Annotated in this window: 18 protein-coding genes; 12 read left to right on the top strand and 6 right to left on the bottom strand. The window is 71.3% G+C overall.

Going from position 1 to position 14,464, the window contains the following annotated elements; all coding sequences use genetic code 11:
- Positions 1 to 71: 71 nt before the first annotated feature.
- Both fdxA and dapC read left to right on the top strand, forming a co-directional pair.
- Positions 72 to 392, top strand: coding sequence for a ferredoxin (fdxA, locus tag BMY07_RS28540; protein ID WP_092785477.1), 321 nt, complete (start codon positions 72 to 74; stop codon positions 390 to 392).
- Positions 389 to 1,468, top strand: coding sequence for a succinyldiaminopimelate transaminase (dapC, locus tag BMY07_RS28535; RefSeq protein WP_092785475.1), 1,080 nt, complete (start codon positions 389 to 391; stop codon positions 1,466 to 1,468). The genes fdxA and dapC overlap by 4 nt, the downstream gene beginning before the upstream one ends.
- A 707-nt stretch (positions 1,469 to 2,175) precedes the next feature.
- Here the strand turns inward: dapC and BMY07_RS28530 are convergent.
- On the bottom strand, positions 2,176 to 2,523 hold the full coding sequence (locus BMY07_RS28530; RefSeq protein ID WP_143073686.1) for a hypothetical protein: 348 nt from the start codon (positions 2,521 to 2,523) through the stop codon (positions 2,176 to 2,178).
- Positions 2,524 to 2,824: 301 nt separating this feature from the next.
- Here BMY07_RS28530 and BMY07_RS28525 point away from each other — a divergent pair, with 301 nt between their 5' ends.
- The gene (locus BMY07_RS28525; RefSeq protein ID WP_092785471.1) at positions 2,825 to 3,451 is read left to right on the top strand and encodes a hypothetical protein; all 627 of its coding nucleotides are present in this window, start codon (positions 2,825 to 2,827) and stop codon (positions 3,449 to 3,451) included.
- Positions 3,452 to 3,597: 146 nt separating this feature from the next.
- Positions 3,598 to 4,704, top strand: a complete 1,107-nt coding sequence (locus tag BMY07_RS28520) for a hypothetical protein (protein ID WP_092785469.1) — start codon at positions 3,598 to 3,600, stop codon at positions 4,702 to 4,704.
- 230 nt (positions 4,705 to 4,934) lie between these two features.
- On the opposite strand, the gene BMY07_RS28515 is transcribed toward BMY07_RS28520, so the two are convergent.
- Positions 4,935 to 5,807: a CHAD domain-containing protein gene (locus BMY07_RS28515; protein WP_177215845.1), complete on the bottom strand. Its 873-nt coding sequence runs from the start codon at positions 5,805 to 5,807 to the stop codon at positions 4,935 to 4,937.
- 42 nt (positions 5,808 to 5,849) lie between these two features.
- Entirely contained in the window at positions 5,850 to 6,833 is a 984-nt protein-coding gene (dapD, locus tag BMY07_RS28510; protein ID WP_092785465.1) for a 2,3,4,5-tetrahydropyridine-2,6-dicarboxylate N-succinyltransferase, read from the bottom strand.
- 44 nt (positions 6,834 to 6,877) lie between these two features.
- Here dapD and dapE point away from each other — a divergent pair, with 44 nt between their 5' ends.
- From dapE to BMY07_RS28495, 3 genes are read left to right on the top strand one after another with little or no spacing between them, the layout of a single operon-like run.
- Positions 6,878 to 7,945 carry a succinyl-diaminopimelate desuccinylase gene (gene dapE / locus BMY07_RS28505; RefSeq protein WP_092785463.1) on the top strand — a complete coding sequence of 356 codons (1,068 nt, stop codon included), beginning with the start codon at positions 6,878 to 6,880 and terminating at the stop codon, positions 7,943 to 7,945.
- A gap of 49 nt (positions 7,946 to 7,994) precedes the next feature.
- The gene (locus tag BMY07_RS28500) at positions 7,995 to 8,789 is read left to right on the top strand and encodes an LOG family protein (protein ID WP_092785461.1); all 795 of its coding nucleotides are present in this window, start codon (positions 7,995 to 7,997) and stop codon (positions 8,787 to 8,789) included.
- Complete coding sequence (locus tag BMY07_RS28495) at positions 8,786 to 9,322, top strand: LOG family protein (protein ID WP_092785459.1); 537 nt, start codon at positions 8,786 to 8,788, stop codon at positions 9,320 to 9,322. The genes BMY07_RS28500 and BMY07_RS28495 overlap by 4 nt, the downstream gene beginning before the upstream one ends.
- On the opposite strand, the gene BMY07_RS28490 is transcribed toward BMY07_RS28495, so the two are convergent.
- Positions 9,319 to 9,990: a lysophospholipid acyltransferase family protein gene (locus tag BMY07_RS28490; RefSeq protein WP_092785457.1), complete on the bottom strand. Its 672-nt coding sequence runs from the start codon at positions 9,988 to 9,990 to the stop codon at positions 9,319 to 9,321. The genes BMY07_RS28495 and BMY07_RS28490 overlap by 4 nt on opposite strands.
- A gap of 95 nt (positions 9,991 to 10,085) precedes the next feature.
- On the opposite strand from BMY07_RS28490, the gene folP reads away from it, so the two are divergent.
- Together folP and BMY07_RS28480 are read left to right on the top strand one after the other, a co-directional pair.
- A complete protein-coding gene (gene folP / locus BMY07_RS28485) occupies positions 10,086 to 10,955 on the top strand; it encodes a dihydropteroate synthase (RefSeq protein ID WP_092785455.1) in 870 nt (289 codons plus the stop codon).
- Positions 10,952 to 11,854, top strand: a complete 903-nt coding sequence (locus tag BMY07_RS28480) for a glucosyl-3-phosphoglycerate synthase (protein WP_092785453.1) — start codon at positions 10,952 to 10,954, stop codon at positions 11,852 to 11,854. Before folP ends, BMY07_RS28480 begins: the two co-directional genes overlap by 4 nt.
- On the opposite strand, the gene BMY07_RS28475 is transcribed toward BMY07_RS28480, so the two are convergent.
- A complete protein-coding gene (locus BMY07_RS28475; protein ID WP_177215844.1) occupies positions 11,851 to 12,315 on the bottom strand; it encodes a GNAT family N-acetyltransferase in 465 nt (154 codons plus the stop codon). The genes BMY07_RS28480 and BMY07_RS28475 overlap by 4 nt on opposite strands.
- A 97-nt stretch (positions 12,316 to 12,412) precedes the next feature.
- Here BMY07_RS28475 and BMY07_RS28470 point away from each other — a divergent pair, with 97 nt between their 5' ends.
- From BMY07_RS28470 to BMY07_RS28460, 3 genes are read left to right on the top strand one after another with little or no spacing between them, the layout of a single operon-like run.
- Positions 12,413 to 12,715, top strand: a complete 303-nt coding sequence (locus BMY07_RS28470) for a DivIVA domain-containing protein (protein WP_092785451.1) — start codon at positions 12,413 to 12,415, stop codon at positions 12,713 to 12,715.
- A complete protein-coding gene (locus tag BMY07_RS28465) occupies positions 12,699 to 13,127 on the top strand; it encodes an SRPBCC family protein (protein WP_092785449.1) in 429 nt (142 codons plus the stop codon). The genes BMY07_RS28470 and BMY07_RS28465 overlap by 17 nt, the downstream gene beginning before the upstream one ends.
- Entirely contained in the window at positions 13,124 to 13,687 is a 564-nt protein-coding gene (locus tag BMY07_RS28460) for a DNA-3-methyladenine glycosylase I (protein ID WP_092785447.1), read from the top strand. The genes BMY07_RS28465 and BMY07_RS28460 overlap by 4 nt, the downstream gene beginning before the upstream one ends.
- Here the strand turns inward: BMY07_RS28460 and BMY07_RS28455 are convergent.
- Positions 13,674 to 14,462 carry an enoyl-CoA hydratase-related protein gene (locus tag BMY07_RS28455; protein ID WP_092785445.1) on the bottom strand — a complete coding sequence of 263 codons (789 nt, stop codon included), beginning with the start codon at positions 14,460 to 14,462 and terminating at the stop codon, positions 13,674 to 13,676. The two genes, BMY07_RS28460 and BMY07_RS28455, sit on opposite strands and share 14 nt — an antisense overlap.
- Between the last annotated feature and the right edge of the window lie 2 nt (positions 14,463 to 14,464).

Here is a 14,464-nt window from a genome sequence, read left to right as displayed (position 1 = left end):
GTAGATACTGTCGATTGTCGCGCATCCTTCCCGAGTGCGCGCGCAACACCATGAAGGAGCAGGAGAGCGCAGTGACCTACGTGATCGCCGAGCCCTGCGTCGACCTCCTCGACAAGGCATGCATCGAGGAATGCCCGGTCGACTGCATCTACGAGGGCGACCGGATGCTCTACATCCACCCCGACGAGTGCGTGGACTGCGGCGCCTGCGAGCCGGTGTGCCCCGTGGAGGCCATCTACTACGAGGACGACGTCCCCGACCAGTGGGCCGCCTACACGAAGGCCAACGTCGACTTCTTCAACGACCTGGGGTCCCCGGGCGGCGCGTCGAAGGCGGGCAAGGTCAGCGCCGACCCCGACTGGATCAAGGCCTTGGAGCCACGGGGCGAGTGAGCTTCCCCGAACTGCCGGACTTCCCCTGGGACGTCCTCGCCGACCACGCCGCCCGGGCCAGGACGCACCCGGACGGCGTGGTCGACCTCTCGATGGGCACCCCGGTGGACCCCGTCCCCCCGCTCATCCAGGCCGCCCTCACCACGGCCGCCGAACTCCCGGGCTACCCGACGACGCACGGGCTGCCCGAGCTCCGCACGGCCGCCGTGGCCGCCCTCGAACGCCGCCACGGCGTGCCGGGCCTGGACCCGGACACGGTCCTGCCGACCATCGGCTCCAAGGAACTGGTCGCCTGGCTGCCGACCCTGCTCGGGGTCACCTCGGTCGTGATCCCCGAGCTGGCGTACCCGACCTACGAGGTCGGCGCCCGCCTGGCCGGTGCCTCCTCCGTGCGCGCCGACGGCCTGACCGCCCTCGGCCCCGCCGCCCCCGGCCTCGTCTGGCTCAACTCCCCCTCCAACCCCACCGGTCGCGTGCTGCCGGTCGAGCACCTCCGCAAGGTCATCGCGTGGGCCCGCGAACGCGGGACGATCGTGGTGTCGGACGAGTGCTACCTGGCCCTGGGGTGGGAGACGGAACCGATCTCGGTCCTGCACCCGTCCGTCAGCGACGGCGACCTGACCGGCATCCTGGCCGTGCACTCGCTGTCGAAGACCTCCAGCCTCGCCGGCTACCGAGCTGGCTTCGTCACCGGCGACCCCGCCCTGGTCCGAGGACTGCTGGAGGTCCGCAAGCACGCGGGCCTCATCGTCCCCCGCCCGGTCCAGGCCGCCATGACCGCCGCCCTCTCGGACGACGAGCACATCGCCACCCAGAAGTCCCGCTTCGCCGCCCGCCGGGCCCACCTCCGCCCAGCCCTGGAGTCGGCGGGCTTCCGCATCGACCACTCCGAGGCAGGCCTCTACCTCTGGGCCACCCGCGAAGAGCCCGCCTGGACCACCACGGAGTGGCTCGCCACCCGAGGAATCCTGGTAGCCCCCGGCACCTTCTACGGCCCCACAGGCTCCCACCACGTCCGCATAGCCCTCACGGCCCCGGACGACCACATCGCCAGCGCGGTCACCCGCCTCCAGTAGGCACTCTGCCTTCAGTGGGCACCCGGCTCCAGTGGTCACCCCGCCTCAGTAGCCACCCGGCATCCAGCGGCCACCCGCGTGCAGGCTCCCACCGCGCGCACACTCCGCCCCGGGGCAGAGCTGGACTGCGTGCAGACTTCGCCCACGCGCGGGCTCGGTGCAGCTGGCCGGGCACTCCGTCCGCGACGTCGCGGACGCCACTCAGTGTCGACGTGGGGGTTGCCCTGTCGACCGAGTGGTTGGAGTGCCGTTGGCGATGCCCAACCGTTCGCAGGCGCGGGCCTGGAAGGCTGCCGGGTTTCGGGGTCGTCCGAGAACCCGGGCAGCGCGCCGTGTCTGGCTGGCCCGTGCGGTGTTGTCGGGCGGCCATGTGGCCACATGGCCGCCCGACATGCCCTGCCTCGGGGGTGTCCACCTGCGGCGACCTTCGCGCTCGTGCCGTTCCGCTATTGAGTTGTCCAGGCCGCACGGCGGCCGAAGTGTTTCCAGTGGGTCTCCTTTCTCGTCGCCCTGAATCCGCAGCGGGTATCCGCCCTATGCAAGGGTACTTCGCATTCCCCGCCCTCCTTCACCTCTATCTCCGGTGCCGCCCGCGCGCCAGGCGTTTGCCGCATTTCCCACGCTAACGGCGCCTCGCAACGGCAGGCAACGGCTGGTTCTCGCCTGTGGATGGTTCGCACCGTTGGGGATAACTCGGCGGAAGTCCCCTAGTCGGGTGACCGTGGAATCGGGGTTTCGTGACCGGTTTCGTTACCACCCAGCACGTGCCCGCGCTGGGCCAGTTCGGTGGCCAGGTGCACGGTTTCGGTGAGCAGCACGTCGAGCGCGTCGGTGCCGTCCGGGGGTTGCCAGCCCTGGGAGAGCAGGAGCAGGCGGTCGGCGTTATCCCGCAGTTGAAGGGCTAGTTGGCCCAGTTCGATGCGTTCGCGCACCTCGGCGGCGATGGCTCTGCTGCGGTACGCGCGCTGGCGGCAGGCCGCGGTGCAGTACCGCCTCGGCCGCCCCGCGCCCGCGACGACCAGGGGGCGCCCGCAGTACTCGCAGACTTTTGTCACCACGCCTGGGTGGCGATTCTGAGTGCCTGACATCAAATGCCCTGACTTTCCGTGTGCCTGGGCCAGGCACTATCGAGCGAACCAAGATTCATTGACGGGCAGACCGAACCGGTGGTCTACTGAATAGGTCTTCGAAATGCCGGGAGCACCGGGGTCAGCTTTCGGAGACGGGGTCAGAGAGCGCAATCGCAGGTACCGAGTCACCGTCTATAGAGTCATCACGCCGGGCGCTATTCGGCTTCCCCACCCATGCCGCCCGCGTCACGTCCACCATTCCACCCACTCGTTGGGAGCCGTCAGCATGTCCACTCAGTACTCGCTCACCGTCACGAACAATTCGACCCAGTTCCAGGACCTGTGTGTCTACCAGAAGCCGGTTGACCTCGGCGTGCCCAACGCGCTGTCGCTGGCGTGGTTGACCGCGCCCGCGTGGCCGGGCACCACGGTCACCTTCACCTGGTCGCTGGACTACAGCTTCGTCTGGGCGCAGACCGGCTCGCTGCAGCCGGGGGTCACCTTCAAGGCGCAGCAGACCATCGGCGCCGACCCGGAGAACCTGGCCAACAACCAGATCCAGTTCGACTACCGGCAGGGTGCCTTCACCTTCGTCGACGGCCCCGCGATCGGCACACCGCAGCTGGGCTCGCTCTACATCCGCGAGCTCAACGGCGTCCCGGCCAACTCGGCCACCGTCGGCATCGGCATGTCCAACGCGGGCACGTTCGCGGTGCAGGCCCAGCCCAACACCAACCTGGTGTTCACCCCGCACCCCGAGTACTGGCTCACCGCGGGCACCTTCACCGCGGGCGAGGTGCTCGACATCGAGCAGATCACCAACGAGGCGGCCGTTCCCTACGACGGCACCTTCGCGATGACCGCGGTGCTCAACTCCAAGAACGTCTGGCAGATCAGCACCGGCGAGGTCTGACCCCACCCGCCGCGCGCCGCCCGCACCGGCGCGCGGCACCCCACAGACGGCGGCCCGTGGGCCGCCGTCCGGCGGGGCGCGGAGACCCCTTCTCCGCGCCCCGCTGTCCCCGCGCGCCCACAACCACGCCATGCCAAGGAGAAGCAGTGCCGAACTACACGAAGGTCCAACTCGTCAGCTACGGCGCGGTGACCTCGACGCCCACCCGGGTGCTCGCCGGTGACCAGTCCAACCGCTACTACGACGACCTGGCCAGCCGCGGCCGCACCCTGTGCGACGTCGCCGACTGGGTCGCCACCACCTCGGCGTCCTCGCTCGCCGACCCGGAGACCCTCAAGATCTTCGTCGCCCCCGAGTTCTACTTCCGCTACGGCGGCCCGTCCGACCCGCCCGCGGTGCTCAACGACAGCTACCCCGACGGCGAGCAGCTACTGCCCAGGCTGTCCGAGGAGATCCTCAAACCGCACTTCGCCGCCGAGGGCTTCGCGGACTGGGTGGTCGTGGCCGGGTCGATGTTCTGGCACAAGCGCGGCCCGGCGCACCCCAGCTACTTCAACACCACGCTGGTCATCAACGGCGGCCCGGACACCGCGCTCACCCCGCAGGAGCGCGCCGACAACGCCGACGTGCGCGCGCTGGCCACGGTGGGTGCCGCCACCACCAACCAGAAGGCCCTGATGTCCAACATCGACTACGCGATCGGGGTCGACCGGTCCGAGTGGGACGCCTCGCTCAACCCGATGTTCCGGCTCAGCTTCACCGACGACGAGTTCTGGCGCTGGCACGTGTTCGCCGCGCACGGCAAGCGCGGCCCGCAGGGGCAGCCGCTGGTCTTCGGCCTGGAGGTGTGCCTGGAGCACATCGTCGCCTACGCGGGCTCGGATTCCGATGTCGGTCTGCTGCGCACCATGGAGGCCAGGGTGCCCGACCAGCCGGAGGTCGACGTCCACCTGGTCACTTCGTGCGGCATGACCCTCAACCCGGCCTTCGGCATCGCCGCCCGCGACGACGGCTACGCCATGATCGTCGACGGCATGCAGCCCGGCGTCCCGCCGCTGCCCTGGCCCAACGCCGACGTCCGCCGGGTGACCCGGGTCCAGCCCGACGGCAGACGCTCCGTGGGCGCCTCCGCCCGAGTCCTGTCCACCCGCGCCCTGCCCGCCAACCTGCAGCTGGGCGCCCCGGGCAACCAGCACAACCCGCTGGACTCCGTCGCCATCTGGGAACCCGTCCCCCTGGCCGACGTCACCTGACCAGGTATCCGGGCCTTACCGGTCCACCGCGCCGAACCCGACAACCGCGCTGACCGGGAGCAGGCAGGCCACGGGGATGGGCCTGTGACTCCTGGGTTGATCACTCACCCTCGCCCCCCGAGCGGTGAGTGATCAACCCGTGCCGCCGCCGTCTCGACACCACCCCAACCGACCGGAAACCCGCAGAGGAACCCAGTAGTGACAACACATTTCCGCCCCGGAGGCAGGCGCTACTCCGGGGAGCGCTCGAACAACGACTGCGCCGCGAGGTCGACCTCGTTGAGGACCGCCCGCCACTGGGTGCGGCACTGGGCCTTGCGGGCTCGTTCGCGCTCGACGAGGCGGCCCGCGACGAACACGACGGTCACCGGGACGCCGTCGCCCAGGTCGGTGAGGAGGGCGCGGATGGTGTCCTCGGCGATGACCGCGTCCTGGTGGTCGCCGAGGACGTCCTGGAACTCCTTGGTGGCGGCGACCAGGACCTTGATCCGCTTGCGGGCGGCGGGTTCGGCCATCTCGGCGGCGTACCGCAGGCGCTTGCCGTGGATGCGGAGCTCGTGCAGGTCGTCGTCCGGCGGGTTCTCGCCCAGGGCCTCGGCGGCGCGCATCAGCTTGCGGTGGGGCTTGCGGACGACGCTGACCAGCGCGGGCGGCTCGTCACCCGCGCTGTCCGGGGGCGCGACGACGGTGCCGGAGGCGGCTGCCGCGCGGACGGCCTCCAGCAGCTTGCGGTACCGCTTGCTGCGCAGCACCCGCCGCATCGTCTGCCGGGCTGCCCGCCGCTGGACCACCAGGCCGTGCAGCAGCGTCTCGACCGCCGCCAGCTCGTCCTCGTCGAACCCGATGGCCCGGGCGCGCAGGCTGTCCAGCTGGACGTCCAGGTCGCGCACGGCACCGAGCGAGCCGCCGAGCCACTTCAGCTCGGCGTCCAGCTCCGGCAGCGGCATGCCCGCCTTGAGCGCGGCCCTGGCCCGCCGCACGGCGACCCGCATCTGGTGCACGTGCTCGGGGTCGGAGCCCTCCCGCGCGCCCTCGGTGCGCGTGGCCAACTCCTCGACCTGCGCGGAGAGCCGGGCCCGGATCTGTTCGACGAGTTCAGTCACACCGGACATCGTATGTCCGGGGGCGTTGCGCCCGGCGTTCGCTCAGTCGTTGGCGTGCAGCGCGGTGTTCAGCTCGACGCCGGTCCCGTCCCTGCGGACGACCTCGACCGCGCCCGTGGTCGAGTTGCGGCGGAACAGCAGCCCGGACTCGCCGGAGAGCTCGCGCGCCTTCACCAGCGTGCCGTCGGACAGCCGCACCTTCGTGCCCGCCGTCACGTACAGCCCGGCCTCGACCACGCAGTCGTCACCGAGGGAGATCCCCACCCCGGCGTTGGCGCCGAGCAGGCAGCGCTCACCGACGCTGATGACCTCCTTGCCGCCGCCGGACAGCGTTCCCATGATCGACGCGCCGCCGCCGACGTCCGAGCCGTCGCCGACCACGACGCCAGCCGAGATCCGACCCTCCACCATGGACGCGCCGAGTGTGCCCGCGTTGAAGTTGACGAACCCCTCGTGCATGACGGTCGTGCCGGTCGCCAGGTGCGCGCCGAGCCGCACCCGGTCCGCCTCGGCGATCCGCACCCCGGCGGGCAGCACGTAGTCGACCATGCGCGGGAACTTGTCCACCCCGAACACGATCACCTGCCCGCGGGCGCGCAGCCGCAGCCTGGTCGCCTCGAAGCCCTCGACCGGGCACGGCCCGTGGTTGGTCCACACGACATTGCTGAGCAAGCCGAACACGCCGTCCAGGTTCTGCCCGTGCGGGCGGACCAGCCGCGCCGAGAGGAGGTGCAACCGCAGGTACACGTCGTGCGCGTCGGCGGGCGGGCGCTCCAGGTCGTCGACGACCGTGCGCACCGCGATCACCTCGACGCCGCGCACCGGGTCGGGGCCGAGCAGCGCGGTGACCCCGGCGCCCAGCTCCGCGGTCGCCTCATCGGCCGAGAGCCGCGTCGTGCCCGCCTCGCCCGTCGCGCCCAGCCGGGGGTGGGGGAACCAGGTGTCCAGAACGGTGCCCTCAGTGGTCACCGTTGCCAGGCCGACGCCGTGGGCGCCCTTGCTCGTACTCGCTTCAGCGCTGCTCACACGGCACACGGTAGTCAATGGCACGGCGAGTAAGGTGACGGGCCGTGACCGTTGAGTTGGATCTCACCCTCGACCCCGTCGACCTCACCGTCGCGGTTGTCGCCGTTCCCAGCGTGTCCGAGGACGAGGCCGACCTCGCCGACGCGGTCGAGCGCGCGCTGCGGGCCCAGGCCCCGCACCTGGAGGTGGTCCGCTCCGGCAACGCCGTGCTCGCCCGCACGAACCTCGGCCGCCCGTCGCGGGTGGTGTTCGCCGGTCACCTCGACACCGTCCCGGTGAACGACAACCTGCCCCCGCGCCTGGTCGACGGCGTCCTGCACGGCCTGGGCAGCGTCGACATGAAGGGCGGGGTCGCGGTCATGCTGCACCTCGCCGTCACCGTCACCGACCCCAAGCACGACCTGACGTTCCTGTTCTACGACTGCGAGGAGATCGACGCCGCGCGCAACGGCCTGGTCCGCGTCGAGCGCGACCTCGCCGACTGGATGCGCGGCGACCTGGCGGTGGTCTGCGAGCCGTCCAACGGTGTCGTCGAGGCGGGGTGCCAGGGCACGATGCGCATCGAGCTGCGCAAGACCGGCCAGCGGGCGCACACGGCGCGCGGCTGGATGGGCGTCAACGCGATCCACGCGCTCGGCACCGCGATGTCGACGCTGGCCGCCTACGAGACCCGCACCGTCGACATCGACGGCTGCACCTACCGCGAGGGCCTGCAAGCGGTGCACATCTCCGGCGGGGTCGCGGGCAACGTCGTCCCGGACGCGGCGGTGCTGCGCGTCAACTTCCGCTTCGCCCCCGACCGCTCCCCGGAGCAGGCCGAGGCGCACATGCGGGAGGTCTTCGCGGGCCACGACGTGACCGTGGTCGACTCCGCGCCCGGTGCGCTGCCCGGCCTCACCGCGCCCGCCGCCCAGGAGTTGGTGCGGGCGGCCGGGGGCACGCCGGTGGCCAAGCTGGGCTGGACCGACGTGGCCAGGTTCGCCGCGCTGGGCATCCCGGCGGTCAACTTCGGACCGGGTGACCCGACGCTGGCGCACACCCAGCAGGAGAACGTGCCGGTCGAGCAGATCACCAGGTGCGCGCTCGTCCTTCGCCAGTTCGTCGGCGGTTAGTCGCCATTAGCCCGTTCGGGGACAAGGTGATCGTCCTAGACTCGGGCCCGTGACCATCGACGGACCTCAGGACCTCGGCAGCGACCTCTCCGACGAGGTGCACCCCAAGGAGCGCCAGCGCGGGCCGGTGACCCTGCGCCGGGAGCGCAGCGAGGAAGCGACCACCACCGACCAGCGGCTGCTCGACTCGCGCGGCCCGTCGGACTGGGTGCACACCGACCCGTGGCGGGTGCTGCGCATCCAGGCCGAGTTCGTCGAGGGCTTCGGCGCGCTGGCCGAGGTGCCGCGCGCGGTCACCGTGTTCGGCTCGGCCCGCACCAAGCGCGAGGACCCGGAGTACCAGCTGGGCCGCGACATCGGCGCCGCGCTGGCCGCGTCCGGCTTCGCCACCATCACCGGCGGCGGCCCCGGCGCGATGGAGGCGGTCAACCGGGGTGCCTCCGAGGCCGGTGGCCTCTCGATCGGGCTCGGCATCGAGCTGCCGTTCGAGCAGGGCCTCAACCCGTGGGTCGACCTCGGCGTGAACTTCCGGTACTTCTTCGCGCGCAAGACGATGTTCATCAAGTACTCGCAGGCCTTCATCTGCCTGCCGGGCGGCTTCGGCACGCTGGACGAGCTGTTCGAGGCTCTTACCCTGGTGCAGACCAAGAAGGTCACGAAGTTCCCGGTGGTGCTGTTCGGCACCGCTTACTGGGGCGGGCTCTACGACTGGCTGCGCGCGTCCGTCTTCGAGGGCGGCAAGATCGGCGAGAAGGACCTGTCCCTCTTGCACCTGACCGACGATGTGGACGACGCGGTCAGCGTGGTCGAGAAGGCCTACCAGGCGTGGAGTGACGCGCATTGAGCCGTGCGATAGCCGTCTACTGCGGCTCTCACTCCACCGTGCCGCGGTCCTACCTGGACCTCGCTGACGAGGTAGGCCAAGGCATCGCGGCCCGCGGTTGGACTCTCGTGTGGGGTGGCTCGGCGGCGTCCATGATGGGTTCCGTCGCCCGGGCCACCCGCCGCGGCGGCTCCAGGACCATCGGCGTCATCCCGCGCGCCCTGGTCGACCTGGAGGCCGCCGACCCGGACGCGGACGAGCTGATCGTCGTCGACACCATGCGCGAGCGGAAACGCGAGATGGACGACCGCGCCGACGCCTTCCTCACCCTGCCCGGCGGCCTCGGCACCTGCGAGGAGCTGTTCGAGGTGTGGACCTCGCGCTACCTCGCCATGCACGCCAAGCCCGTTGTCCTCCTGGACCCCGACGACCACTACGCGGGCATGCTCGACTGGGTCCGCGAGCTGCACGCGAGGGGCTTCGTGAACGACGTCGCCCTCAACGCCCTGGTCGTCGCCCGCACCCCGGAGGAAGCGCTGGCCGCCTGCGCCTAGGCGGCCTCGCTGGGGCGCTTGTGGTACGAGTCGACGTACTCCTGGCCGCTCAGCTCGAGGATGGCGTACATGACCTCGTCGGTCACCGCGCGCCGGATGGGCAGCGAGTTGGCCATGCCGTCGTAGCGGGAGAAGTCCAGCGGTGCGCCGAAGCGGACCGTGATGCGATGCGGGCGCGGCCACTTCTTGCCCGCGGGCTGCACCTTGTCCGTGCCGATCAGCGCGACCGGCACCACCAGCGCCTTGTGCTCCAGGGCCAGCTGCGCGACCCCGGTCCGACCCCGGTGCAGCTTGCCGTCGAGCGACCGCGTGCCCTCCGGGTGGATGGCGAACGCGTCCCCCGCGTCGAGCACCTCGCCCGCGACCTCCAGCGAGGCCAGCGCCGCGCGGCTGTTGTCCCGTTCGACGGGGATGGCCCCCAGCGAGCGGAACAGCAGCCCGACCAGGCGCTTGCCGAGCGACCCTCCCGCGAAGTACTCCGCCTTGGCCAGGAACGCGACCCGCCGCGAGACCATCATCGGCACCACGAAGCTGTCGATCACGGCGAGGTGGTTGATGGCCAGGATCACCGGCCCGGTGGTCGGGACCCGGTCGGCGCCCTCGACCACGGGCCGCAGGAACAGCCGGGCGAGGGACGAGAGCACGACACGCAGCGTGCGGTAGAACACGGATGGGCCTCCTCGGTCGCACCCAACTGTAGCCGGCGCCCGCCGCGGCCACCGCACGGTGGAGACGCCGCTCACCCATGGCACGATCGGTAGCCATGACCGCTCTCCGGTTCGGTACGCGCGAGGTAGTCCAAGACCGCGCCCTGGTGATGGCGATCGTCAACCGGACCAGGGACTCGTTCTACGACCGGGGTGCCACCTTCGCCGAGCCCGCCGCGCTTGCCGCCGTCGACCGGGCGGTCGCGGAAGGGGCAGACATCGTCGACATCGGCGGGGTGCGGGCCGGGTCGCACGGCGAGCCGGTCGACACCGCCGAGGAGGCCAGGCGGGTGGTGCCGTTCGTCGCCGCCGTCCGCGAGCGCCACCCCGACCTGGTGATCAGCGTCGACACCTGGCGGCACGAGGTGGGCAGGGCGGTGTGCGAGGCGGGCGCCGACCTGATCAACGACACCTGGGCCGGGGTGGACCCCAGGTTGGCCGAGGTGGCCGCCGAGTTCGGTGTCGGCATCGTCTGCTCGCACACCGGCGGCGCCGCGCCGCGCACGGACCCCCACCGGGTCCGCTACAACGACGTCGTCGCCGAGGTGGTCGAGGAGCTGGTCGCCCGCGCCGAACGCATGGTCGCCCTCGGTGTCCCGCGCGAGGGCGTGCTGATCGACCCGACGCACGACTTCGGCAAGAACACCTGGCACGGCCTGGAACTGTTGCGCCGCTTGGACGAGCTGGTCGCCACCGGCTGGCCGGTGCTGATGGCGCTGTCCAACAAGGACTTCGTCGGCGAGACCCTGGACGTCACGCTGGACGAGCGCGTCGAGGGAACGCTGACCGCGACCGCGGTGTCGGCGTGGGCGGGCGCGAAGGTGTTCCGCGCGCACCAGGTCGCCAGGACCAGGCAGGTCGTCGACATGGTCGCCTGCATCGCGGGCACCCGGCCCCCGGCCCGCGTGACCAGGGCGCTGGCGTGAGCCTGGCCCGCACCACCTGGCAGAGTCCCGAGTGGACGGTCTCGCAGCTGGTGCGCGCCAAGGGGAGCCGCACGGTCAGCGTCGTCCTCCCCGCGCTGAACGAGGAGGTCACCGTTGCCGCCGTGGTCGCCTCGGTGCGACCGCTGCTGGGCACGCTGGTCGACGAACTGGTCGTCATCGATTCCGGCTCGACCGATCGCACCCGGGCGTTCGCCGAGGCCGCGGGCGCACGCGTTGTGCACCGGGACGCCGTGTTGCCGACCGTCGCGCCCTGGCCGGGCAAGGGCGAGGTGCTGTGGCGCTCACTCGCCGCGACCACCGGCGACCTGATCGTGTTCCTCGACTCCGATCTGGTGGACCCCGACCCGGCGTTCGTCCCGCACCTGCTCGGTCCGCTGCTCACCGCGCACGGCGTGCACCTGGTCAAGGGCTTCTACCGCCGCCCGCTGCGCCTGGAGTCCGAAGAGGTCGGCACCGGCGGCGGCCGCGTCACCGAACTGCTGGCCCGCCCGGTGCTCTCCGCGCTGCGCCCCGAACTGGCCGACGTCATCCAGCCCCTCGGCGGTGAGTACGCCGCGACCAGGCAGTTCCTGACCTCCGTGCCGTTCGCCGCCGGGTACGGGGTCGAGATCGGCCTGCTGCTCGACGCGCACACCCGCTACGGCCTCGACGGCCTGGCACAGGTCAACCTCGGTGTCCGCAAGCACCGCAACCGCTCGCTGCTGCAACTCGGCGTCATGGCCCGCCAGATCCTGGGCACCGCCCTCGACCGCTGCGGCATCCCGTCCACCACGGGCGTCCTCACCCAGTTCGTCCAGGTCGCGGGTGAGTGGCTCCCAGACCGCACCGAGGTCCTTGTCGCCGACCGGCCTCCTATGGCCGCGGTTCTAGGCGACTAGAGCGGCCTGCTCAGGTGGTACTCGGTGATCGAGGGGTCGTTCGGGTACGCCATCTCCTCGCCGGTCGGCCGGAAGCCGAGCCGGTCGTAGAACCGCCTGGCGCGGGGATTGGTCTCGACCACCCAGGCCTTGATGGCGGTGGCACCCTCCGCCTTGGCCCAGGCCGCCACCGTCTCGACCATCTCGGTCGCCAGCGGGGTGCCGCGGGCGGCGGGAGCGGTCCACACGGAGATCATCTCGACCTCGTCGCCCGGGATGCCGACGGTGATCGCGATCGGCTCGTCGCCGTCGAAGGCGAGGAAGACGGCGTGCCGCAGCGGCCAGCTCCGCCAGTGGTCCTCGTCGTAGGGCAGTTCGCGGGCGAGGTTCGACGCGAACGCGTACGGGGCCTCGGTGAGGGCGGCGATCCGGATCGCGCGGATCGCGGACCAGTCGGCGGGGGAGGCGCGGCGGATGGCCATGATCGGACAGGTTGGTCGGAGCCTGCGCGGTGGGCAAGGCGTTTTTTCTGGCCCGCACCCGCTGCGCTGACCGGCCGCGGCGTGACACGATCTGCGCGTGACCACCGTGCTCATCTACCTCGTCGTCATGGCGCTCGTGGCGGCCGTGGTGTTCCTCCTGGCCTCCGTGGTGTTCGGCCGCGGCGAGGAGTTGCCCGCGCTACCCCCCGGTGCCTCCCCGACCCGGCTGCCCGCCGAGGGCGCCACCGGTGACGACGTGCGGGCGGTCCGCTTCCAGCTCGTCTTCCGCGGCTACCGGATGACCGAGGTGGACTGGGTGCTCACCCGACTCGGCGGCGAGATCGACCAGCTCCGCGCCAGGGTGGCCGAGCTGGAGAAGGCGGATGATCCGAGTCGTTGAGCGGGTCGACGTCGCCGCACCGGCGGCGGTGACCTGGGCCGCGATGACCGACTGGGCCAACCAGGGCGACTGGATGCTGGGCACCGAGGTCCGCGTGACCAGCGGTGACGGCCGTGGCGTCGGGTCGACCCTGGCCGCGTTCACCGGCATCGCCCGCGTCGGGTTCACTGACCACATGGAGATCACCGAGTGGCGGCCCCCGGTGCGCTGCGGCGTCCGGCACACGGGCTGGCTCGTGCGCGGCACCGGCGTGTTCGAGGTCGTGGACCGCGGCGCTCTTGGCTCTACCTTCGTCTGGAGTGAGGAGCTGCGGCTGCCCCGGCTCCTCTGGGCGCCGGTCAGCCCCTTGTTCCGTGCGGGTCTACGCGCGTCCCTGCGTCGTTTCGCCGCTTTCGCGCAGGCCCGGGCATGACCGACCTCGTCCGTTGCGCGTGGGGCGACTCGACCCCTGATTACGTTGACTACCACGACAACGAGTGGGGCGTACCGCTGCGCGGCCAGGACGCCCTGTACGAGCGGGTGAGCCTAGAGGCGTTCCAGAGCGGCCTGTCGTGGATCACGATCCTGCGCAAGCGCGAGGCGTTCCGCGAGGCGTTCGCGGGCTTCGTCCCGGAGCGCGTCGCGGAGTTCGGTCCGGACGACATCGACCGGCTGATGGCCGACGCGGGCATCGTCCGCAACCGGGCCAAGATCGAGGCCACCATCCGCAACGCCCGCGCCATCGGCGACCTGGACCAGCCGCTCGACGACCTGCTGTGGTCCTTCGCCCCCACCGGCAAGCGGAAACGGCCCAAGACCATGGCCGACGTCCCCGCGATCACCCCGGAGTCGACGGCCATGGCCAAGGCGCTCAAGCGCCGCGGCTTCGCCTTCGTCGGCCCGACCACCTGCTACGCCCTGATGCAGGCCACCGGCATGGTCGACGACCACCTCGCCACCTGCTGGCGGGCGGGGAAGGTCAGCGGCCGGTGAACCGGGGCGGCCGCTTGGCCACGAACGCCTCGACACCCTCGCGGTGGTCCGCGGTGGCGCCCGCCTCTTTCTGGGTGCGGCCCTCGACCGCCAGCCCGTCCGCCAGCGGGGCGCCCGCCGACACGAGCAGGGCCTCCTTGATCTTGGCGTAGGCCGTGGTCGGTCCGGCGGCGAGCCGGGCGGCCAGCGCGTGCGCGGTCGGCAGCACCTCGTCCACCGGCACCACCTGGTTGACCATCCCGATCCGCAGCGCCTCGTCCGCGGCCACCGGGCGGGCCAGCAGGAACAGCTCCATCGCCCGCCCGTACCCGATCAGCCGCGGCAGGGTCCACGCCGAGCCGGAGTCCGCGGTCAGCCCAACCCCGGCGAAGGCCATCAGGAACTTCGTCGACTCCGCCGCGATCCGCAGGTCGCACGCGTACGCGAACGACGCCCCCGCACCCGCCGCCATCCCGTTGACCGCCGCGATGATCGGCTTGGGCAGCGTGGTGATCGCCGTCACGATCGGGTTGTAGTGCTTGTCCACCGTCGCCAGCGGGGAAGGGTCATCGGCGCGCAGGAGATCGAGGTGCTCCTTGAGGTCTTGTCCCGCGCAGAACGCCTTACCGGCGCCGGTCAGCACCACCGCTCGCACGGTGTCGTCAGCACCAGCGTCGCCTAGTGCCGTGATCAGGGCTTCCTTCAGCTCCACGGTCAGCGAGTTGAAGGAGTCCGGTCGGTTCAACGTGAGCGTGCGGACCCCGTCGCGGTCTGAGATCGTCAGCACCTCGGCCACTG

Origin of the sequence: Actinokineospora terrae (assembly GCF_900111175.1) — a bacterium.
Classification (GTDB): domain Bacteria; phylum Actinomycetota; class Actinomycetes; order Mycobacteriales; family Pseudonocardiaceae; genus Actinokineospora; species Actinokineospora terrae.
Note: the sequence above shows the minus strand (reverse complement) of the source record. Positions and strands in the feature narration are given on the sequence as shown.